The 20,382-nt window shown below is 70.1% G+C and carries 15 protein-coding genes; 6 read left to right on the top strand and 9 right to left on the bottom strand.

The genetic code is table 11. The features are described 5' to 3' along the window. Window positions 1-32: 32 nt before the first annotated feature. The 4 genes from AVL59_RS39235 to AVL59_RS39220 form a co-directional block, all read right to left on the bottom strand. Entirely contained in the window at window positions 33-1,430 is a 1,398-nt protein-coding gene (locus AVL59_RS39235; protein ID WP_099053200.1) for an FAD-dependent oxidoreductase, read from the bottom strand. After that, window positions 1,423-2,649 carry an MAB_1171c family putative transporter gene (locus AVL59_RS39230; RefSeq protein WP_067314113.1) on the bottom strand — a complete coding sequence of 409 codons (1,227 nt, stop codon included), beginning with the start codon at window positions 2,647-2,649 and terminating at the stop codon, window positions 1,423-1,425. Before AVL59_RS39230 ends, AVL59_RS39235 begins: the two co-directional genes overlap by 8 nt. Continuing rightward, window positions 2,646-3,251, bottom strand: coding sequence for a toxin-antitoxin system, toxin component family protein (locus tag AVL59_RS39225; RefSeq protein WP_208870525.1), 606 nt, complete (start codon window positions 3,249-3,251; stop codon window positions 2,646-2,648). The genes AVL59_RS39230 and AVL59_RS39225 overlap by 4 nt, the downstream gene beginning before the upstream one ends. 222 nt (window positions 3,252-3,473) lie before the next feature. Then, window positions 3,474-6,443, bottom strand: a complete 2,970-nt coding sequence (locus tag AVL59_RS39220; RefSeq protein ID WP_067314111.1) for a beta-galactosidase — start codon at window positions 6,441-6,443, stop codon at window positions 3,474-3,476. 75 nt (window positions 6,444-6,518) lie between these two features. Between AVL59_RS39220 and AVL59_RS39215 the strand changes: the two genes are divergently transcribed. The 6 genes from AVL59_RS39215 (at window position 6,519) to AVL59_RS39190 (ending at window position 13,334) form a co-directional block, all read left to right on the top strand. Continuing rightward, the gene (locus AVL59_RS39215) at window positions 6,519-6,977 is read left to right on the top strand and encodes an RrF2 family transcriptional regulator (RefSeq protein ID WP_067314109.1); all 459 of its coding nucleotides are present in this window, start codon (window positions 6,519-6,521) and stop codon (window positions 6,975-6,977) included. A gap of 177 nt (window positions 6,978-7,154) precedes the next feature. Then, entirely contained in the window at window positions 7,155-7,808 is a 654-nt protein-coding gene (locus AVL59_RS39210; protein ID WP_067314108.1) for a DUF4360 domain-containing protein, read from the top strand. Between the two features lie 341 nt (window positions 7,809-8,149). Then, a complete protein-coding gene (locus AVL59_RS39205; protein WP_067314105.1) occupies window positions 8,150-9,583 on the top strand; it encodes a family 2B encapsulin nanocompartment shell protein in 1,434 nt (477 codons plus the stop codon). A gap of 5 nt (window positions 9,584-9,588) precedes the next feature. Continuing rightward, window positions 9,589-10,950 (top strand): family 2 encapsulin nanocompartment cargo protein terpene cyclase, encoded by a 1,362-nt coding sequence (locus AVL59_RS39200; RefSeq protein WP_067314103.1) that lies wholly within the window; start codon window positions 9,589-9,591, stop codon window positions 10,948-10,950. A 41-nt stretch (window positions 10,951-10,991) separates the two neighbouring features. Then, window positions 10,992-11,867 carry a geranyl diphosphate 2-C-methyltransferase gene (locus AVL59_RS39195; protein WP_237281795.1) on the top strand — a complete coding sequence of 292 codons (876 nt, stop codon included), beginning with the start codon at window positions 10,992-10,994 and terminating at the stop codon, window positions 11,865-11,867. A 120-nt stretch (window positions 11,868-11,987) separates the two neighbouring features. Further along, the gene (locus tag AVL59_RS39190; RefSeq protein WP_079147210.1) at window positions 11,988-13,334 is read left to right on the top strand and encodes an FAD-dependent oxidoreductase; all 1,347 of its coding nucleotides are present in this window, start codon (window positions 11,988-11,990) and stop codon (window positions 13,332-13,334) included. 3 nt (window positions 13,335-13,337) lie between these two features. Here the strand turns inward: AVL59_RS39190 and AVL59_RS39185 are convergent, their stop codons facing one another. The 5 genes from AVL59_RS39185 to chvE form a co-directional block, all read right to left on the bottom strand. Further along, a complete protein-coding gene (locus tag AVL59_RS39185) occupies window positions 13,338-15,062 on the bottom strand; it encodes a pyridoxal phosphate-dependent aminotransferase (RefSeq protein ID WP_099053199.1) in 1,725 nt (574 codons plus the stop codon). Window positions 15,063-15,182: 120 nt separating this feature from the next. Beyond that, the gene (locus AVL59_RS39180; RefSeq protein ID WP_067314099.1) at window positions 15,183-16,343 is read right to left on the bottom strand and encodes an aldose epimerase family protein; all 1,161 of its coding nucleotides are present in this window, start codon (window positions 16,341-16,343) and stop codon (window positions 15,183-15,185) included. A 58-nt stretch (window positions 16,344-16,401) separates the two neighbouring features. Next, window positions 16,402-17,646, bottom strand: a complete 1,245-nt coding sequence (gene mmsB / locus AVL59_RS39175; protein ID WP_067314098.1) for a multiple monosaccharide ABC transporter permease — start codon at window positions 17,644-17,646, stop codon at window positions 16,402-16,404. Then, window positions 17,643-19,205, bottom strand: a complete 1,563-nt coding sequence (gene mmsA / locus AVL59_RS39170; protein ID WP_067314096.1) for a multiple monosaccharide ABC transporter ATP-binding protein — start codon at window positions 19,203-19,205, stop codon at window positions 17,643-17,645. The genes mmsB and mmsA overlap by 4 nt, the downstream gene beginning before the upstream one ends. A 50-nt stretch (window positions 19,206-19,255) precedes the next feature. Then, complete coding sequence (chvE, locus tag AVL59_RS39165) at window positions 19,256-20,365, bottom strand: multiple monosaccharide ABC transporter substrate-binding protein (RefSeq protein WP_067314094.1); 1,110 nt, start codon at window positions 20,363-20,365, stop codon at window positions 19,256-19,258. Window positions 20,366-20,382: the final 17 nt, after the last annotated feature.

Raw genomic sequence — 20,382 nt, 5'->3', positions numbered from 1 at the left:
CGAGACCAGCCCCGACCGGCCCGCACCCGCCCTTACAGACCCCCCGCAGCCTTACGCTCCTCCACGGTCAACGGCGGAGCGCTCAGCGCAGGCTTCAACGGCCCCACCGCGGCAGCGATCAGCATGCTCGGAGCCAGCAGCACCTCCGGCCCCCGCTCCAGCGACGTCACGTCGGTGACCCTGCGGGCGATACGGCCGTTGCCCGTCGCGGTGTACAGCAGGCGGCCGACGTAGGCGGACAGCACCCGGTCGCGCAGGGTGGGGCCGGACTCCGTGGCGCCGGGGTAGAACACGTCCGCCCCGATCGCCAGGTCCCAGGCCGTCCGGACCGTCCGTCCCACCGCCTTCTGGAGGTGCCGGGACAGGCCGGGGGTGCCGAGGCCGCCCTGACGGCGGATCACCTCCCGCAGCGCCAGCGCCGACTGCGCCGAGACCGACATCCCGTGGCCGTACACCGGGTTCAGCGCGCACACCGCGTCTCCGAGGGCCACGAAGTTCTCCGGCCACGCCGGCATGCGCTCGTAGAAGTGGCGCCGGTTCGCGGTGGTCCGGGTGACCGTCACCTCGCTGAGCGGTTCCGCCTCGGCGAGCAGCTCGGCGATGACCGGGTGCCGGAGTTCCTCCCGGGCGTAGCGCGCGAAGTCATCGGCGTCGGCGGTGGGTTCGGCACCCCGGGAGCCGTAGAGCGTCACGATCCAGCGGCCGTTCTCCACCGGCAGGAGCACTCCGCCGCGGCCCGGTTCTCCCGTCCGCGGATCCGGCTGGAGGCTCACCACGGGGAAGCCGTCGCGTGCCCGCTCGGGCGCCCGGTACAGCCGGCTCGCGTACGCGATGCCGGAGTCGACCTCCCGGCGCTGCGGCGCGGGCAGCCCCAGACCGGCCAGCCAGCGGGGCGTGCGCGAGCCTCGCCCGGTCGCGTCGACGACCAGATCGGCCGTGAGCACGTCCTCGGCGCCCTCGTGCGTGCGGATCCGGACGCCGGCGACCGCCGCGGCCGTGCCGGTGAGCCCGAGCGCCTCGGCGCGCTCGACGACCTCGATCCGTTCGTCGGCGAGGACCTGGGCGCGCACGGTCGCGTCCAGCAGGTCGCGGCTGCACAGGATCATGTGGTGCGACTCGGCCCACCGCCGGAACCAGCCGTAGGGCGACAGGCCCACCATGTCCGTGGTGACCGGCAGCCGGTGTGCCCCCGCCGCCCGCAGCCGTCGCGTCACCCCCGGCAGCAGTTCTTCCAGGGCCCGTGCCCCGCCCGACCACAGCTGGTGGACGTGCCGGGCCTGCGGCAGGCCCCGGCGCGGCTCGGGCCCCTCGGGCAGCGCGTCCCGCTCGACGACGGTGACCCGGTCGGCGAAGGAGGTCAGGGCCTGGGCCGTGAGCATGCCGGCGAGGGAACCGCCGAGGACGACAGCGGTGGTGGGGCGGTCACTCATGAACGGGCACGCTCTCTGCTGGGGCGGCCGCACGGGTGCGTACCGCCTCGATCTCTTCAAGGTGGCGCAGGGCCCGGGACACCGCACCGATCTCCTGGAGCAGGCTCGTGGTGTCGGGCCCGTCGGCGGGCTCGGCCGGCTCGGGGCTGCGGCGCCGGGCCTCGATCGCGTCGAGGATGCTCACGGCGGCCGCCAGCGCCCTGGCCCGCTCCGGCGGGTGGCCGAGGTCGAGCGCGGCGTCGTACGAGCGCCTGCCCAGGCCGGAATCGATGTGCCGGGCCAGCGGCAGCAGTACGTCCCGGATGAACGTCTCGCGCCGGGTCAGCCGCAGCTCGGGCGTGGCCCGCAGCACGAACGGCACGCCCTCACCGCTCGTGGACCGCATCAGCTGGTACAGCGGCCCCAGTTCGCGGTGCGCGCGCCGGACCCGCCAGCGGTCGTGCAGATACTGGCCGGCGTGCGGCAGGATGAAGCCGACCGCGATCAGGATGGCGGACAGCGCGGCCACCGGCGGGGCGAGATCGGTGCTGAGCCAGTCCAGGTTCCGCCCGCACCAGCGCGCGGTGACGGCGGTCAGCTTGGACGCGTCGAAGATCAGGTTCAGTACGTAGCCGGCGCCGAGCAGCTTCAGTCCCCAGCGCAGCCAGGCGTCCAGCCCCTCGGTGCGCACCCAGTTCCAGATCAGCCTGGAGGTGATCAGGACGGCCACGGCGTGCGCGACGAGGTAGAGCAGGATCTCCTCGCTCATGAACGGGGTGGTGGCGTAGTAGGTGTCCAGGTCCCGCAGCCGCTCCTCGGGCGCGTCGGCGAGCAGGAACAGTGCCCACAGGGCGGCGATCACCCCGGAGTAGACCGAGACGACCCAGCGCAGCGCGCGGCGGGTGACGGCCGAGCGGTCGGACAGGCCGTTGCGCCAGGTGATGATCAGCAGCAGACAGGACCCGCAGAACGCGGTGATCAGCGAATAGCACCAGGGTGCCGAGATGTTGGGCACGCCGGTCAGCCGGTTGACGGCGGCGATCGTGGAGGGCGTGCAGAACACGAACACACCGCAGGCGAGCAGCAGCAGTCCGCCGACCGCGCGCAGCAGCGGGTCCCGCCACAGCCGGATGATCGTGGGCAGCTTGATCACCAGGGCGGCGGTGAGCACGGCGGTCGGGATCCAGAAGGAGATGTAGAACTCGCTGAGGATGCCCGCGGGGTCGAGGGCGAGGGTCACCGCGCGGCTCCTCCGCGTCCGCGATAGCCGAGGGAGCGCTGGACCGGGTCGAGCGGGGTACCGGGCCCGGGGCCGGTGAGCCGGTCCCGCAGCAGCGTGGCCAGGCGGTGGCCGAAGTCGTCGGCCTCGGCCTCATCGGCCTCCCGGGAGCCGTTGCGGGCGACCACCGTCAGCGCCATGTCGCGCAGCGCGGGCTCGTCCGCGAGCGCGCGGGCCGCGGCGGCCCCGGCCGGGTCGTGGTGCCGGTGACCGGCATGCAGATGCCACAACTCGTGCCCGAGGATGACCAGTTGCTGCATGGCCGCGGCCCGCTCCTCCACGATGACCAGGTCGAAGTCCTGGAACTCCACGCACAGACCGGTGACCTCGATCTCGTCCGGGAAGCGCTCGAAGCGCAGCTTCACCGGCCGCCCGGCGCGCCGGGCGCTCATCTCCTCGCACAGCGCCTGGCACAAGCCCCGTACGTCGCTCGCCGCCTGCCCCCGGGCGTGGACGCCGGCTGCGAGGTCGGCGGCCAGGGAGCGCATCGCCGAGCCGGGACGGGAGCGACACAGCTGTGCGGCCAGCCGCGCCGCCCGCTGCCGCGCACCCGCGATGGTCATCGGTCCCCCTTCTCACCGCCGGTGTGCGGCTCGTCCGAAGGGTACGCGCCCGGCTGTGTTCACGTCATGCAATCCGGCGACCGTTGTTCAACATGGAATGACCGACTCCGTGGGCAGGTGAACGGAAGCCCGCGTGCGGCCCATTGACGCGCGCACGCTCCGAATCCACGGCCCCGTTCGAGGTCCCGATGGTCATCCGTGATCCGGCTCGCCCGAGCGGACTCAGTGGCCGGGGGAGGGCACCGGGGCCACCGGTGTTCCCCCGGACGCCCGGCCCAGCAGGGTCAGCTGGACCTCGCCCGGCCCGGACAGCGTGGTGAACTCCGAGAGGACCGCCAGGGCGAGGGTGTTGGTGCCTCGGGTGCGCAGGATGCCGTTCGGCAGGACGAAGGTGTGCTGCGGGCCGACGTTGTTGATGTACTGGCCCATGTTCCAGCCGTTGAGGAAGATCTGCGCCCGGTAGGCCCGGTACGGGTCGTCCTGAAGGGTCAGACCGACCGAGGCGTCGATGTCGGCAGGCACCGACAGCCGGAACGTCGTCCGGTACCAGGTCACACCCTGCCGCCGCTCGGCGCGCGGGAAGCTCACCGCCTTCCAGTCCCGGTCACGGAAGCCGGGCAGATGCCAGCCCTTCCGCTCCCCGTACAGACCGCCGTTGTTCAGCGGCCCGCGCACCGGATCCGGCGCCGCCTCGCCCTGGATGCGCCACCTCACCTCGGGCGTGTCCCCCTTGAAGAGGGCCGCGGTCAGACCGCGGGCCACCTTGTGGGTGTCCAGCGACTTGCCGTCCATGTCGCGCTGCATGCGCCGGACGAGGACCGACAGCACGTGCCGGCCGGGCGAGCGCAGCCGTTCCCCGACCGGGAAGACGGCGGCGGCGTCCCAACTGCCCTTGCGGGCCGTGGTGTCCTTGTCCGGCACCGGCGTCCGGTGGGTGCCCAGCGGTTCTCCGTCCAGCCACGCCATCAACAGGCCCTGGGTGCCGGTGCTGTAGGCGAGCGAGACCTCCTCGATGCCGGAGGAGTCCGTGAACGTCCCCCGGTACCAGACGTCCCCGTAGTGGAAGCCGTAGTCGTCGGCGAACAGCACCGGCTGGTCCTCGGGGACCGGAGTGACGCTGTACGACGACGTCTTGTCGGCGGCCTTCCAGGACGAGTCGTCGAAGTTCGGCCCGGCCTCGGGGTTCTCCGTCCGCATCCGCCAGCCGCCCAGCCGGGGCAGCCGCACCTCGGGCACGGAGGGCACCATCCCGGTGGTCATCAGGCTGCCGGACAGGGTGACCCGGGTCGGCACCTTCCGGCCGTTCCACACCAGGCTCTCGATCCCGCGCGGCCCCCACACCTCCACGCTGGTCGTCCCGGTGATGTCACCGGTCAGATGCACCTCGGAACCGCGCAGCTCGGCGTGGCGCAGCAGGGCCGGGCCGTACACCACCAGGGTTCCGGAGGGGGTGTCGTACGGGAAGATCCGCACGGCGGTGGCGTCGTCGGCGAAGAGCAGCAGCAGTGGGGTGTCGCTCTCGCCCTTGTCGACCAGCACACGGGTGAGACCGCCCGGTCCGAGGGGCGCGTTGACGTGCAGCTCGTTGCTGTCGTACGCCCAGGCGGCCTCCGGGTCGAGGCGGATGACGGTGGGCTCCTGCGGGCACTTGAGGACCAGCTCCGCCATCTCGCCCCAGCGCCCCGTGAACACGGCGACGTCCTGCCGCCCGGCCGTCAGGCAGAGCATGGGCTGCGCGGTGGAGTGCTTCAGCGTCCGCTTGCCGAGCCTGAGCCCGGTGGTCAGCATGCGGGCGTCGTGCGCGGGCACGGTGATCCGCAGGTCCCCGGCGTCCGTCGGCAGGTCGGTGGTGACCGGGGCCGTGCCGTCGTTGCGGGCGACGTACACATGGGTGCCGGTGTCCGGGTTGGTCAGGTGGTAGACCTTCAGGCCCTCCGCCCTCACCTCCGCCGCCCGGTCGAGGCGGGCGAAGTCGGGCACGCGCTGCAGCAGATGCCCGAGCTGGTGCATCGGCGCGATCTTCGCCGTGACGTTCCGGCCCTCGTCGATGGCGGCACCGTAGTCGTACGACGTGTAGACCACGGGAGCGGGCAGCCACCCCCACGACGTCCCGCCGAAGGTCATGTACACGTTGTGCAGGGTGAGCCCGTTGGCGAGGTTGGTCAGGTAGAAGCGGCGCTCGTAGGCCGCGTCCCGGGTGCGCCGGGACTCGGCGTACCCCTTGCCGTCGAACCAGGCCCCGCCCCACGGGTCGAACCAGCCGCCCCCGAACTCGGGCACGAACCCGGGCGTGCGCGGCGAGGCGGTGGCCCCGCCGGTGGGCCCGCCGTGCCCGAAGAGCCCCCAGTCCGGCGGTGTCTGGGACGGCGACGGATACCCGTCGAAGCCGTACAGCCAGCCGCCCTTCTCCCCGCCGGTGTCGAACGACCCCGGGACCCAGTGGCCGTTCCTGCCCTTGTCGTTGTGGAACAGGGGTACGTCGATCCCGTCCGCCCTGACCTTCTTGTACAGGTGGGACATGTAGTCCCTGCCGGTCGCCTCGTGGACGTGGGCGTCGTACTCGTTCTCGATCTGGTAGAGCAGGATCGTGCCCTTGCCCTGGGTGAACAGATGCCGCCGGGCGATCCGGTTCACCTGTGTCAGCCACTCGTCGACGTGCGACAGATACGTCGGATCGGCGGTGCGGGCCGTCCCCCTCGTCGCCGTCAGCCAGCCCGGGAAGCCGCCGCCGTCGATCTCGGCGTTGATGTACGGACCGGGCCGCAGGATGACGTACAGCCCGGTCTCGGCGGCCATGCGCAGAAACAGATCGAGGTCCCGGACGCCGGAGAAGTCGTAGTGGCCGGGCGCGGGGGAGTGGTAGTTCCACGACACGTAGATGCTCACGGCGTTGTACCCGTGCGCCCGCATCTTCTGCAGCACGTCCCGCCACAGGGACGGGCTCGGCAGCCGGAAGGGATGCATCTCGCCGGACCACACGACCAGCCGTCGGTCGTCGACCAGCAGCGAGTACTGGTCGTACCCGATGGTGTGCCGCTTCCCGTCGACGCGCGGCGGGGCGGGTGCCGGGCCCGTCGGCACACTGTGCGCGGCGTACGCCGAAGACGCGCCGGGGCCGCCGCTGCCGCCCAGGGCGAAGCCGAGCGCGGCCGAGCCGGCCAGGGCACTGAAGGTACGTCTGCTGAGCGCCAAGGTGGATCCTCCCGGGCGATCTTACGGGGGCGCGGTCCGGCCATTCTCCATGGAGGTACGCCCCACAATGGACCCATGAGGATCTCGGCACGGGCGGATTACGCGGTACGGGCGGTACTGGAGCTGGCCGTACGGCAGGGTGGCGGCCCGGTGAAGGCCGAGGAAATCGCTGCCGTACAGGACATTCCGCACAAGTTCCTGGAGGGCATCCTGGGCGACCTCCGACGTGCCGGAATCGTCGACAGCCGGCGCGGCGGGGGCGGCGGCTACCGGCTGGCCCGGCCCGCGGCCGGGATCACGGTGGCCGACGTCATCCGGGGCGTGGACGGCCCGATCGTGTCGGTACGCGGAGAGCGCCCGACGGACCTCTCCTACACCGGAACCGCGCAACCCCTCCTCCCCCTCTGGATCGCCCTGCGTGCCAATGTGCGCCGCGTCCTGGAGGGCGTGACCGTCGCCGACCTGGCGGCGGACGCACTGCCGGAGCCGGTCCGGGCGCTGGCGGCGGAGCCGGCGGCGTGGGAGAACCCCTAGACCCCCGGGATGTGTGAACAGCCCGATGTGAATGGCCGGAGTTCACCCTCGCGGGTCGGGACGGGGCTTCCTACGATTCCCTCGCCTCCCCCTCCTTCACAGTTTCCGCACAGCTTCTGCCGAGTTGAACGGATGGCCCGGAGGCCGAACCCCCCACTCGACAATCGGGAGAGACCCATGGCTGGTGGACTCTTGCTGAGCGGCGCCTTGGCCGCTCTGCTCACCACCGCGATACCCGCTTCGACCTCCTCGTCCCCCGTCTTCGACAACCCGCCCCCGGACAAGATCGTCATCGACGTCGCCACCGTGAACGGCTCGGGCTGCCCCGCGGGTACGGCCGCTGTCGCCGTCTCCCCGGACAACACGGCCTTCACGGTCACCTACAGCAACTACCTCGCCCAGGCGGGCGGCAACTCCGACCCCACCGCCTTCCGTAGAAACTGCCAGCTCAACCTGGTCGTGCACGTCCCGCAGGGCTTCACCTACGCGGTCGCCAGCGCGGACTACCGGGGCTTCCTCTCGCTCCAGCCGGGCGCGACCAGCACGCAGAAGGCCTCGTACTACTTCCAGGGCTCCTCGAACACGGCGGCCAGGACCCACCCGTTCAACGGCCCCTACAACGACGACTGGCAGGCCACCGACAGCACCGACTGGGCCCAGCTGGTGTGGGCCCCCTGCGGAGTCCTCCGCAACTTCAACATCAACACCGAGCTGCGGGTGGCCGCGGGCAGTACGTCGCCGGGCAAGGTCAGCTTCATGACGATGGACTCGACCGACGGGGACATCAGCACGGTGTACCACCTGGCGTGGAAGGAGTGCCCGGCCAAGTAGCCGGCCGAGAGGTGTGACCGCGTCGTCCGGCCGGTGGTGCTCGGTGCCGGGCGGCGTGGTCGTCGTTCGAATCGTCGCGGTATGTACGTCCTCAGAGTCGATTACTGTGAGTGTTTGGCGCTCGAAAGATGGTCGGCGGCTCGCTGATTGACTCGCGACCGAGCTGATCAGCAATCTTTGCTGAACGGGGCGCACGGGAGCGCAGGTCATGGGCCGGACTCCCTTCGCGCGCTGCCTGTCGTGATCACTCAAAGTGACGGTGGCTCTGATAGTCCTGTGCACGCAGCGTGACGGCGGCCGGTCGTCGCGACTTCTTGTGCCACGGGAGACGAGGGAGAGTCATGCCACTCGACACGGCGACAGCACCGGCGGCGGGCCCGGACGCGGGTGCGGCCCAGCCGCACCAGCAGAGCCTCAGCACCGCGGCGGCGCGCAATCTCGCCACCACCACCAAGTCCGAACCCCAGATGCAGGGGATCAGCTCCCGCTGGGCCACCCGCATGCTGCCCTGGGTGAACGTGCCGGGTGCCACCTACCGCGTCAACCGTCGCCTGTCGTACACCGTGGGCGACGGCCGGGTGACCTTTGTGAAGACCGGCTCGAAGGTCCAGGTCGTCCCCGCCGAACTGGGCGAACTGCCGCTGCTGCGCGGTTTCTCGGACGCGGACGTGCTCGGCGCGCTGGCCGACAAGTTCGTACAGAAGGAGTTCGCGCCGGGCCAGGTCATCGTGCAGGAGGGCCGCAAGGCCGACCATGTGTACCTGATCGCGCACGGCAAGGTCGAGAAGATCGGCGAGGGTCCCTACGGCGACGAGGCCGTGATCGGACTGCTCGCCGACGGGGACACCTTCGGCGGCCGGGTGCTGGCCGGGCAGGCCAAGAAGTGGGACTTCACGGCCCGCGCGGCGACCGCCACCACGGTTCTCGCGCTGCCGCTGACCGCGTACAGGACGGTCGCCGACCGCCACGAGGCGCTGCGCGCGCATGTGCAGCAGATCAGCGCCAACGGGCACCGCAAGCTGAACCGGTCGGGCGAGGCCGCCATCGTGCTCAGCTCGGGGCACATGGGCGAGGAGACCCTGCCGCAGACCTTCGCCGACTACGAACTCGCCCCGCGCGAATACGAGTTGAGCGTGGCGCAGACGGTACTGCGGGTGCACAGCCGGGTCGCCGACCTCTTCAACGAGCCGATGAACCAGACACAGCAGCAGCTGCGGCTGACCATCGAGGCGCTGCGCGAGCGGCAGGAGCACGAGCTGATCAACAACGAGGAGTTCGGACTGCTCCACAACGCCGACTTCGACCAGCGGATCTCCACCTACTCGGGCCCGCCGACCCCGGACGACCTGGACGAGCTCTTGAGCATGCGGCGCAAGACCCGCTGTTTCCTCGCCCACCCCAAGGCGATCGCCGCGTTCGGACGCCAGTGCAACAAGCGGGGCATCTACTTCGGCGGCATCGAACTGCACGGCAACCACCTGCCCGCCTGGCGCGGGGTGCCGCTGCTGCCGTGCAGCAAGATCCCGATCAGCGAGCAGGGCACGTCGTCGATCATCGCCATGCGCACCGGCGAGGAGGACCAGGGCGTCATCGGCCTGTACCAGACCGGGATCCCGGACGAGGTGGAGCCGGGCCTGAACGTGCGGTTCATGAGCATCGACGAGAAGGCGATCATCTCGTACCTGGTCAGCACCTACTACTCGGCCGCCGTGCTGGTGCCCGACGCCCTCGGCGTCCTGGAGAACGTCGAGATCGCCCGCACGAACGGGAGCTGACGGCGGTGTCGTTGATCTCCCGGGTCACGGCACCCGCCGCGGCTCATGAGGTGGCGGGGCTGGTGCGATCCCTGCTGTCGGCGCGTCCGTCGACCCCGGCCCGAGTGCCGTCCGGGGGGCCGGCGGCACGCGGACCGGTGCCGGTCCTCGGTCCGACCGGGCTCGGCACCTCCGGGGCGCGGATCCCCGTCGGCGCGGCGGCCGCGCCGCAGCGCTCCCCGAACGGCCGCGCCGCACCGGCTCGCACCACCGCACCACCCCTCCCGCGGCGCCTGCCGCTGCCGCCTCTCGCGACCCCCCGGCCCTCCGCGCCCGCGCAGTCCTTCGGCCCCACCGGCCTCGGTACGTCGGCGGCGGTCCTGCGTACCACTCCCGAACCCCGTGGGCACGCGGCACCGGCGCCCGATCCCGCCCCCGGGCTGCACTGTCCGCCCGCCGTGCGGGACGACCGCGCCCTGGGCGAGACCGTCACCGAGCGCCTGGTCGGCTGGGCCGAGGAGATGGGCATCTACCCGGGCCGGCTCGACAAGATCCGCACGGCCGACTTCGGCCGGCTGATCATGCTGGCGCACCCGGAGTCCGACGACCCCGACCGGCTGCTCGTGGCAGCCCAGTGCGCGCTGTCGGAATGGGCCGTGGACGACCACTGGGTGGACGGCGAGGTGGAGGAGGCCCGGCACGACCTGCTCGGTCAACGGCTGGCGATCGCCCACTCGGTGATCGACCAGGCGCACCTGCCGCTCGCCTACGCCCCTCAGCTCGAAGAGGTCGTGGGGGCGGACCCGGTGATGCGGGCGCTGCGCGACAGCCTGCGCAACCTCCACACGTACGCGACGACGTCACAGGTGCGCAGGCTCCGCCACGAGCTGGGCATCATGTTCGTCGCCTACAACCAGGAGGGCTACTGGCACACCGCGGGCCATCGCCCGCCGGTGTGGGAGTTCCTGATGCACCGTCACGAGAACAGCTTCGTGCCGTGCATGGTGCTCGTCGACGCGGTCGCCGGTTACGAGATCCCCTACGGCGAGTTCGCCGACCCCCGGGTCCGGCGCGCGTTCACGATGGCGGGCACCGCCAGCGTGATCGTCAACGACCTCTACTCCATGGGCAAGGAGGACCCGACGGACTACAGCCTGCCCGGGCTGATCGCCACCGAGGACGGCTGCTCGCTCGAGGAGGCCGTCGACCGCACCGTCGGGATCCACAACGAGCTGATGCACACCTTCGAGGCGGAAGCGGCCGCGCTCTGTCTGACCGGCTCCCCCGAGCTGCGCCGCTTCCTGGCAAGCACCTGGGCCTGGCTCGGCGGCAACCGCGAGTGGCACGCGGGCAGCGCCCGCTACCACGGCGACGCGAACGCCGCCTGACCGCGCCCCGCCTCCCCCACCCGAGTAAGGAACCACCTGCCATGTCCAAGATCTCCACCCAGATGGAAAGCATCGCCATGCGCGACGTCCTGCGCACCGATTACCAGAGGTCGGTCGCGGAGTACTGGAACAAGGAGAAGGACCCGGTCAACATCAAACTCGGCGAGGTCGACGGCCTGTACCACCACCACTACGGCCTCGGCGACTGGGACCCCTCGGTCCTGGCCGGACCGCCGCACACCCGTGACCAGCGCATCATCGAGGAACTGCACCGCCTGGAGACCGCCCAGGCCGAAGTGCTCCTCGACCACCTGGGAGACATCACCCCGGACGACCGCCTCCTCGACGCCGGTTCCGGACGTGGCGGCAGCAGCTTCATGGCCAACGCCCGCTTCGGCTGCCACGTCGACGGCGTGAGCATCTCCGAGCAGCAGGTCGCCTTCGCCGGCGACCAGGCGAAGCAGCGCGGCGTCACCGACCGGGTCCGCTTCCACTTCCGCAACATGCTCGACACCCGCCTGGACACCGGCTCGTGCCGCGCGATCTGGACCAACGAGACGACCATGTACGTCGATCTCTTCGAACTCTTCACGGAGTTCTCGCGCCTGCTGGAGTACGGCGGCCGCTACGTCTGCGTCACCGGCTGCTCCAACGACGTCACCGGCATGCGCTCCAAGGCGGTCAGCAGGATCGACGAGCACTACACCTGCAACATCCACCCGCGCAGCGAGTACTTCAAGGCGCTCGCCGCCAACGACCTGGTCCCGATCCAGGTCGTCGACCTGACCCCCGACACGATCCCGTACTGGGAACTGCGCGCCAAGTCCTCCGTGGCCACGGGCATCGAGGACCCGTTCCTGACCGCCTACAAGGAGGGCAGCTTCCACTACCTCCTCATCGCGGCCGACCGGATCTGAGACCAGGGCGCATTCGTGGGGTCGTACGCGCGGGACGTGCGACACCACGCCCGGCACGGGAGCCGGACGGCAGGCCTGCCGCGCGCTTGCGTGGGTACCGAGTCACAAGTGGGAGACGACATGAGAGCAGATCGCCCTTGGGGCAAGGCCGTTGTCATCGGCGGCAGCTATGCGGGACTCGTGACCGCACGCGTACTGGCCGACTTCTTCAGCGAGGTCGTCCTCGTGGAACGGGACGCGGTCGACGAGGACACCGGCGCTCATCCGGGCGCCCCGCAGGGCTACCACGCACACGCGATGCTGGCCAGGGGCGGGGAGATCCTGGAGCGGCTCTTCCCGGGACTGCGCGAGGAGCTGAGAGAAGAAGGTGCGCCGGTATACGACTACGGAGAGGGGATCGACTTCCTGCTGCCCGTCGGACTCGCGCCACGGCAGCGTACGGGCGTCCGGATCCAGAGCTTCACCCGCGACGAACTGGAACGCCGCCTGCGCCGCAAGGTGCTCGCACTGCCCCAGATCACACTGGTGCCGTCCACCCGGTGCACGGGACTGACCCGGGACTCCTCGGGCCGCGTGAACGGTGTGACGTGCCGGTCGCAGAGCGAGGAGCCCTTCGAGCTGGCCGCCGATCTGGTCATCGACGCCTCCGGACGGTCCAGTTCCCTGGCGGACTGGCTGGACGGGATGGGGATCGGCGTGCCGCCCAAGCGAACCGTGAAGGCGAAGGTCACCTACACGTCGATGAACTTCGACCGGCCGGCGGAGAGCCGGCCCGGCCACCCCGACTACTACGTCGCCTACCAGATGCCGTTCGCTCCCAGCGTGCCCCGGGCCGGGGTCCTGCTGGCCGTGGAACGCGACCGGTGGACCTGCTCGCTGTTCGGCTTCGAGGACCAGCCTCCGACCGACGACAAGGGCTACCTGGCGTTCGCGGAGAGCCTGGACAACCCGCGCCTGGCCGAGCACATCGCCCGGCGCACCGTCCAGGAGCCCACCCGTCGCTACACCAACGCAGAGAACCAGTGGCGGCTCTACCACACCGTCAAGGACTGGCCGGACGGCCTGATCGCCGTCGGCGACGCCGTCTGCGTCTTCAACCCCGTCTACGGCCAGGGCATGACGGTGGCCGCGATGGAGGCGGAGCTGCTGCAGGGCATGCTGAAGCGGCACACCACGACCGGGCGACTGGACGGCCTCGGCCGTGGATTCCAGAAGAAGGTGGGCCGTCTGCTGCTGGGCCCGTGGACGCTGTCCACCAACTCGGACCTGATGTGGAACCCGAAGGGCCAGCCCCTCGCCGCGCGCTTCGCCCACTGGTACAACACACGTCTCTTCCATGTGGCGGTGAAGGACGCGGCCGTGTGGGCGAGGTTCGTACGAGTGGTGAACATGGTGGGCTCTCCGGCCCTGCTGTTCCATCCCCTGGTGGCGCTGAAGGTCCTGACGGTCACGTCCCGGCGTAGGTGACCGCTACCCCGTCTGCCCCATCCCCGCCGCGTTCGGCCAGCTCTGGGCGTTGGGCCAGCCGGTCGCCGGGGCCGGGGTCAGGCCGGGGACCGGGGCTCCCGGTGCCGTCATGCCGCGTACCTGGGCGGCGGTGAGGCCCCCTCGGGCGGGCACGCCCGGCGGGGTGAGGCCGACCCCGGCGGCCGGAGCGGGAACGGGAGCCGGAGCAGGGGCCGGGGCGGGGGCGGGGAAAGAGGCGGGGACAGGGACTGGGACTGGGACTGGGACGGGGGCCGGTGCGGGTGCGGGGGCTGCTGGAACCGGGGCGGGCATGGGCGCGGGTACCGGTACGGGAGCCGCCGGTACCGGGGCCTGTACCGGGGCCGGCGGCGGAGCCGGTACCGGGGGCATCGGCTGTTGTACCGGTATCGCTTGGGCTGCCGCCGGCATCGGCATCCCGCCGCCGGGTGGGGGTACGGCGGCGGGGAGCGGCATGCCGGTGCCGGCGGCCGGGGCGGGAGCGGCCGCGGTGAGGCTCAGGCCGGACCCGTTGGTCTCGCTCATCAGCCGGTCCACGGCCGCCGTACCCGAGCTGTAGCTGGTCCCGGTACTCAGCTCGGGTACGGCGGCTCCCCTCCTGGACCCGTAGAGCACTTGCTCCAGGCCGGACACCAGGCGACGCACGTCGACCTGGGGGCGCACCACGAGTCTCAGGAAGCGGCTGGATGAACCGATCTTGTTGCCGCACTCGCGGACCAGGATCCGGTGCTCGGTGAGCATCCGGTCACGGACCACGGTGCCTTCCGCGCCTACGGGAAGGCGCACGAAGAGGAAGTTGCCCTGCGAGGGGTAGACCGTCAGGCCGGGCAGGGCGGAGAGATGGCTGGCCATCTCCAGGCGGTCGCGGCGCACCTGCATCAGGCTCTGCGCGTACTCCGCGCCGTGCTCCTTCAGCATGAACACCACGTGCTCGGCGAAGGAGTTGAGGTTCCACTTCGGCAGCATCGAGCGGACCCGGCCGGCCAGGGCCGGGTTCGCCACCAGGTAGCCGAAGCGTATGCCGTGCAGACCGAAGTTCTTGCCGAGGCTGCGCAGCACGACGACATTGGGCCTCAGCATCGCCTCCTGGACGACGCTGGGATCGGCCTCCGCGTCGGCGAACTCCAGGAACGACTCGTCCACGACCACCAGGTCCAGGTCCGCCATGGCGTCCATGAACTGCACCACCGACTGCTTGCGCACATAGCCGCCGTCGGGGTTGTTCGGGTTGCAGATGACCGCCACGCGGGTGCGCCGGGCCCGGATGAACTCCGCGTACTGGGCGAGATCCAGCGCGAAGCCGTTCGCCTCCTGGAGCGGGAACATGTCGACCCGCTTGCCGGTCTCCATCGGCTGGTCGGTCCAGCGGCCGAAGGTGGGGACGGGGACGGCCAGGGATTCGCGGACCAGCAGGTGGTCGATCCAGGTGATCAGTTCCGTCGAGCCGTTGCCCATCGCCACGCACTGCGGCGGCAGCTGGAGCAGGCTGCACAGCTCGGCCGTGACGGTGTCGGCGCCGCTGGGGTAGTAGGTGACGATCTCGCGCAACCGGGCCGCCATCTCCTCGAACATGGCGGGGGTGGGGAAGTAGGGGTTGCACGGGATGCAGAAGTCCACCGGGCCCGACCCGTCGCTCTCCCGCGTCAGCGCCGCCATCGAAGGGCTGTGCGCGGCGGTGTTGCGGAACAACGAGGTGACGTTGTCAGGCAAGGGAACCTCCGTCGAAGGGTGGCCCGTGCGGGGGAGCACGGGCCGCCCTTGGATACGGAGGCGGACGGGGTGGCGTTCAACTCGCGGGGTACGTGAGCCACTTCACGTCCATGGCGTCCCTCAGGCGCCGAACGTGTGGATCGTCGTCGTACGGTACGTCTGCCCGGGCCGCAGCACGGTCGACGGGAAGTCCGCGTGGTTCGGCGAGTCCGGGAAGTGCTGGGTCTCCAGGCACAGGGCGTCGCCCTGGCGGTAGGTGCGGCCGCCGGTGCCGGTGAGGGTGCCGTCGAGGAAGTTGCCGGAGTAGAACTGCAGGCCCGGCTGGTCGGTGGCGATCTTCAGGGTGCGGCCGGAGCGCGGGTCGCGCAGGGTCGCCATGTGCTCGGGCCTCGCGGTGATGCCCTTGTCCAGGACCCAGTTGTGGTCGTACCCCTTGGCCTGCACCTGCTGCTCGTGGCCGGCCCGGATGTCCCGGCCGATCGGCTTGGCGCGGCGGAAGTCGAAGGGGGTCCCGGCCACCTTCGCCAGCTCGCCCGTCGGGATCAGGCCCGAGTCGGTCGGGGTGTAGCGGGACGCGGCGATCCGCAGCTCGTGGTCCTCGATCGTGCCGCTGCTCTCACCGGCCAGGTTCCAGTAGACGTGGCTGGTGAGATTGACGACGGTCGCCTTGTCGGTGGTGGCCTCGTAGTCGATGCGCCATTCGCCGTGCCGGGTGAGGGTGTACGTCACCTTCGCCCGGAGCGTGCCCGGATAGCCCATCTCGCCGTCGGCGCTGGTGTAGTACAGGTGGAGTCCGACCTCGGAGCCCCGGGTGAACGGCTCGACGTCCCACACGTGCTTGTCGAAGCCCTTGGTACCGCCGTGCAGGCTGTTCACGCCGTCGTTGACGGACAGCTGGTAGCTCGTGCCGTCGAGGGTGAACCTCCCCTTGCCGATGCGGTTGCCGTAGCGGCCGATCAGGGCGCCGAAATAGGGGCTCTTGGCCACGTAGTCGGCGATGTCGTCGAAGCCCGCGACGACGTTGGCGTGGTGGCCGTGCCGGTCGGGGACCTCCAGGGTCTGGACGATGCCGCCGTAGGACAGCACCTTCATGCGGGTGCCGCCGTTCTCCAGCGACCAGCGGTAGATCTTCGTGCCGTCGGCGAGTGTGCCGAAGGGTTCCTTCACCGGCACCCGGCCTCCCGGACCGGTGGCGGCCTGGGCGCCGCCCGTGCCGAGGGCGGTGGCGGCGATGCCCGCCGCCGCGGCACCTGCGATGACCGTACGTCTGTTCAGTTCCATGTGCGGCTCCTGCGCAAAGGAGGGGCCCCACCGGTTCTCCGGTGGGGCCCGAGCTGACTTACGAACCGGACTTGCGCTTGTTCCATACATCGAAGCCGACCGCCACCAGCAGGGCGATCCCCTTGATGACCTGCTGCCAGTCGGTGCCGACACTGAGGAGGTTCATGCCGTTGTTCAGCACGCCGAGGACGAGACCGCCGATGATCGCGCCGAGGACGGTGCCGACACCGCCGCTCATGGACGCGCCACCGATGAACGAGGAGGCGATCGCCTCCAGTTCGAAGTTGACGCCCGCCTTGGGGGAGGCCGCGTTCAGACGGGCGGCGACCACCAGACCCGCCAGGGCCGCGAGCACGCCCATGTTCAGGAAGACGTAGAAGGTGACCTTCTTGTCCTTCACACCGGACAGCTTGGCCGCCGGCAGGTTGCCGCCGATCGCGTAGATGTGGCGGCCGAACACCGCGTTGCGCATCACGTAGCCGTAGCCGACGACCAGCGCGCCGAGGATGATCAGCACGATCGGGGCGCCCTTGTAGCTGGCGAGCAGCAGGGTCAGTACGAGGATCGCGGAGATGAGCGCGGTCAGCTTGAGCAGGAAGAGGCGGGCGGGCAGGACGTCCAGGGCGAACTCCTGCTGGCGGCGGCGGTCGCGGACCTCCTGCCACACCACGGCCGCGATCAGCACCAGCCCGAGCAGCAGGGTGAGGTTGTGGTAGTTGGTGTCCGGGCCGGCCTCGGGCAGGAAGCCGTTGCCCATCTTCTGCAGGCCGTCCGGGAACGGGCCGAGGGTCTGGCCCTTGAGCAGGATCTCCGTCAGACCGCGGAAGAGAAGCATTCCGGCGAGGGTGACGATGAAGGACGGAATGCCCAGATAGGCGATCAGGAAGCCCTGCACGGCGCCGGCCACGGCGCCCACCAGCAGGCACAGCACCAGCGCGATCGGCCAGGCCAGGTGGTGCTGCACGGTCAGTACGGCCGCGAACGCGCCGACGAACGCGGTGAGCGAGCCGACCGAGAGGTCGATGTGCCCGGCGATGATGACCAGCATCATGCCGATCGCGAGGATCAGGATGTAGCTGTTCTGCAGCACCAGGTTGGAGACGTTGCGCGGCAGCAGCAGGTCCCCGTCGGTCCAGACCGCGAAGAGGACCACGATCAGGCCGAGCGCGATCAGCATGCCGTACTGGCGCATGTTGCGGCGCAGGCCGTCCAGCATCAGCTGGAGGAGACCGGAGCCGGCTCCCGCGCCGCTCCTGCCCGGCGGCGCGGGGGCCGGGCTCTTGGCGGTCACATCCGTGCTCATCGCGTTACCTCTTCGTCCTTCGCCTTGTCTTTCGTCATATGGCGCATCAGCACTTCCTGCGTGGCCTCGGCCCGTGACACCTCACCGGTCAGCCGTCCCGCGGCCATGGTGTAGATGCGGTCGCACATGCCGAGCAGTTCGGGCAGCTCGGAGGAGATGAAGACGACCGCCTTGCCCTGGGCGGCGAGCTGGTCGACGACCGTGTAGATCTCGTACTTGGCGCCCACGTCGATGCCGCGCGTGGGCTCGTCCAGGATCAGTACGTCGGGGCCCGCGAAGATCCACTTGCTGAGGACGACCTTCTGCTGGTTGCCGCCCGACAGCCTGCCCACCGGCTCGAAGACGGTCGGCGCCTTGATGTTCATGGACCTGCGGAAGCCCTCGGCGACCTGCCGCTCCTCGTGCTCGTCCACCACGCCCCGCCGGGCCACCTTGGTCAGCGCGGTCAGCGAGATGTTGCGGTTGATGGTGTCGATGAGGTTGAGGCCGTAGTGCTTGCGATCCTCGGTGACGTAGGCGATGCCGTGCCGGACCGCCTCGGCGACGGTCTTCGTGCGGATCTCCTTGCCGTCCTTGAGGACCGTGCCGCCCGCGTACCGGCCGTAGGAGCGGCCGAAGACGCTCATCGCCAGTTCGGTGCGGCCGGCGCCCATCAGGCCCGCGATGCCGACGATCTCCCCGCGCCGCACCTGGAGCGACACATCGTCGACGACCTTGCGCTGCTGGTCGATCGGGTGGTGCACGGTCCAGCCCCGGATCTCCAGCGCCGGCGCCGTGCCCTCCTCGGGCTCGTGCGGGGTGCGTTCGGGGAAGCGGTTCTCGAGGTCGCGGCCGACCATCCCGGCGATGATCCGCTCCTCGGTCGTCCCCGGCGCCTTCACATCGAGGGTCTCGATCGACCGGCCGTCCCGGATGATCGTCACCGAGTCGGCGACCTTGCGGATCTCGTTCAGCTTGTGGGAGATGATGATCGAGGTGATGCCCTGGTTCTTCAGCTCCAGGATCAGGTCGAGCAGTTTGCCGCTGTCCTCGTCGTTCAGGGCCGCCGTCGGCTCGTCCAGGATCAGCAGCCGCACCTGCTTGGACAGCGCCTTGGCGATCTCCACGAGCTGCTGCTTGCCCACGCCGATGTCGGCGACGCGGGTCTCCGGATGCTCGTCCAGACCGACCCGGCGCAGCAGTTCGGTGGCGTGCCTGAGGGCGTCGTTCCAGTTGATGAGCCCGCGCCGGGCGTGCTCGTTGCCGAGGAAGATGTTCTCCGCGACGGAGAGATACGGCACCAGCGCCAGCTCCTGGTGGATGATGACGATGCCGTGCTGCTCGCTCGCCCGGATGTCCTTGAACCGGCAGACCTCCCCTTCGAAGAGGACGTCTCCCTCGTAGCCGCCGTACGGGTGGACGCCGGAGAGCACCTTCATCAAGGTGGACTTGCCGGCGCCGTTCTCCCCGCAGATGGCGTGGACCTCGCCCTGCCGGACGGTCAGAGTGACGTCCGACAGCGCCTTGACACCGGGAAAGGTCTTGACGATCGAGCGCATTTCCAGGACGGGTCCCGCCATGGTCGTGCCTTCCAGTCAGTGGATCCGAACAGTGGGTCGGTCGGCGGGGGCTACTTGAGCTGGGATTCGGTGTAGTAGCCCGTCTTGACCAGCGCGTCCTCGTAGTTGGACTTGTCGACGCTCACCGGCTGGAGCAGGTACGCGGGCACGACCTTGGCCTTGTTGTCGTACGACCTGGTGTCGTTGACCTGCGGCTTCTTGCCCTTGAGTACGTCGTCGACCATGGTCGCGGCGACCTTGGCCAGCTTGCGGATGTCCTTGAAGACGGTCTGCGTCTGCTCACCGGCGATGATCGACTTCACCGAGGCCAGCTCGGCGTCCTGGCCGGTGACGACCGGCAGCGGCTTGCTGCCCGAGCCGTAGCCGTCCGACTTGAGGGAGGACAGGATGCCGATGGAGATGCCGTCGTAGGGGGACAGGACCGCGTCGACCCGCTGCGACTTGTAGGACGAGGTGAGGACGTCGTCCATGCGCTTCTGCGCGGTCGCGCCGTCCCAGCGCAGGGTGGTGACCTGGTTCAGCGCGGTCTGGCCGGAGCGGACCACCAGCTGCTTCTTGTCCATGTACGGCTTCAGGACGCTCATCGCGCCGTTGAAGAAGTACCGGGTGTTGTTGTCGTCGTTGGAGCCGGCGAACAGCTCGATGTTGAACGGGCCTTTCTTGCCGCTGTCCAGGCCCAGCTTGTGGACGATGTACGTGCCCTGCAGCCTGCCGACCTTCTCGTTGTCGAAGGAGGCGTAGTAGTCGACGTTCTTGGTGCCGAGGATCAGGCGGTCGTAGGAGATGACCGGGATGTCGGCGTCCGCGGCCTCCTGCAGCACGCTGTTCAGGGACTTGTTGTCGATGGCCGCGATGACCAGGCCCTTGACGCCCTGCGTGATCAGGTTCTCGATCTGCGAGACCTGGGTCTCCGGGTCGTCCTCGCCGTAGACCAGCTTGGTCTTGTAGCCCTTGGCCCGAAGCTCGTCGACGACGTTCTTGCCGTCCGCGATCCACCGCTCGGAGGACTTGGTCGGCATCGCGATGCCGATGGTGCCGCCCTTGGCGTCGCCCGTCTTCTCCTTGCTGCCGCCCTCGCCGCTCTGGCCGCAGGCGGTCAGCGTGAGGGCGAGCGAGGCGGCCGCGGCTATCGCGGCGAGTGCGGCTCTGCGGTTGCGCATGGTGATCAGTCCTTGTC

The organism is Streptomyces griseochromogenes (assembly GCF_001542625.1).
Taxonomy (GTDB): domain Bacteria; phylum Actinomycetota; class Actinomycetes; order Streptomycetales; family Streptomycetaceae; genus Streptomyces; species Streptomyces griseochromogenes.
Note: the sequence above shows the minus strand (reverse complement) of the source record. Positions and strands in the feature narration are given on the sequence as shown.

What these genes read in the sequence shown, in the direction of transcription:
- AVL59_RS39235 (WP_099053200.1), bottom strand. Translation starts at nt 1,430, where the DNA reads ATGAGTGACCGCCCCACCACCGCTGTCGTCCTCGGCGGTTCCCTCGCC.
- AVL59_RS39225 (WP_208870525.1), bottom strand. Translation starts at nt 3,251, where the DNA reads ATGACCATCGCGGGTGCGCGGCAGCGGGCGGCGCGGCTGGCCGCACAG.
- AVL59_RS39215 (WP_067314109.1), top strand. Translation starts at nt 6,519, where the DNA reads ATGAGGATCTCGGCACGGGCGGATTACGCGGTACGGGCGGTACTGGAG.
- AVL59_RS39210 (WP_067314108.1), top strand. Translation starts at nt 7,155, where the DNA reads ATGGCTGGTGGACTCTTGCTGAGCGGCGCCTTGGCCGCTCTGCTCACC.
- AVL59_RS39205 (WP_067314105.1), top strand. Translation starts at nt 8,150, where the DNA reads ATGCCACTCGACACGGCGACAGCACCGGCGGCGGGCCCGGACGCGGGT.
- AVL59_RS39195 (WP_237281795.1), top strand. Translation starts at nt 10,992, where the DNA reads ATGTCCAAGATCTCCACCCAGATGGAAAGCATCGCCATGCGCGACGTC.
- AVL59_RS39190 (WP_079147210.1), top strand. Translation starts at nt 11,988, where the DNA reads ATGAGAGCAGATCGCCCTTGGGGCAAGGCCGTTGTCATCGGCGGCAGC.
- AVL59_RS39180 (WP_067314099.1), bottom strand. Translation starts at nt 16,343, where the DNA reads ATGGAACTGAACAGACGTACGGTCATCGCAGGTGCCGCGGCGGCGGGC.
- mmsB (WP_067314098.1), bottom strand. Translation starts at nt 17,646, where the DNA reads ATGAGCACGGATGTGACCGCCAAGAGCCCGGCCCCCGCGCCGCCGGGC.
- mmsA (WP_067314096.1), bottom strand. Translation starts at nt 19,205, where the DNA reads ATGGCGGGACCCGTCCTGGAAATGCGCTCGATCGTCAAGACCTTTCCC.
- chvE (WP_067314094.1), bottom strand. Translation starts at nt 20,365, where the DNA reads ATGCGCAACCGCAGAGCCGCACTCGCCGCGATAGCCGCGGCCGCCTCG.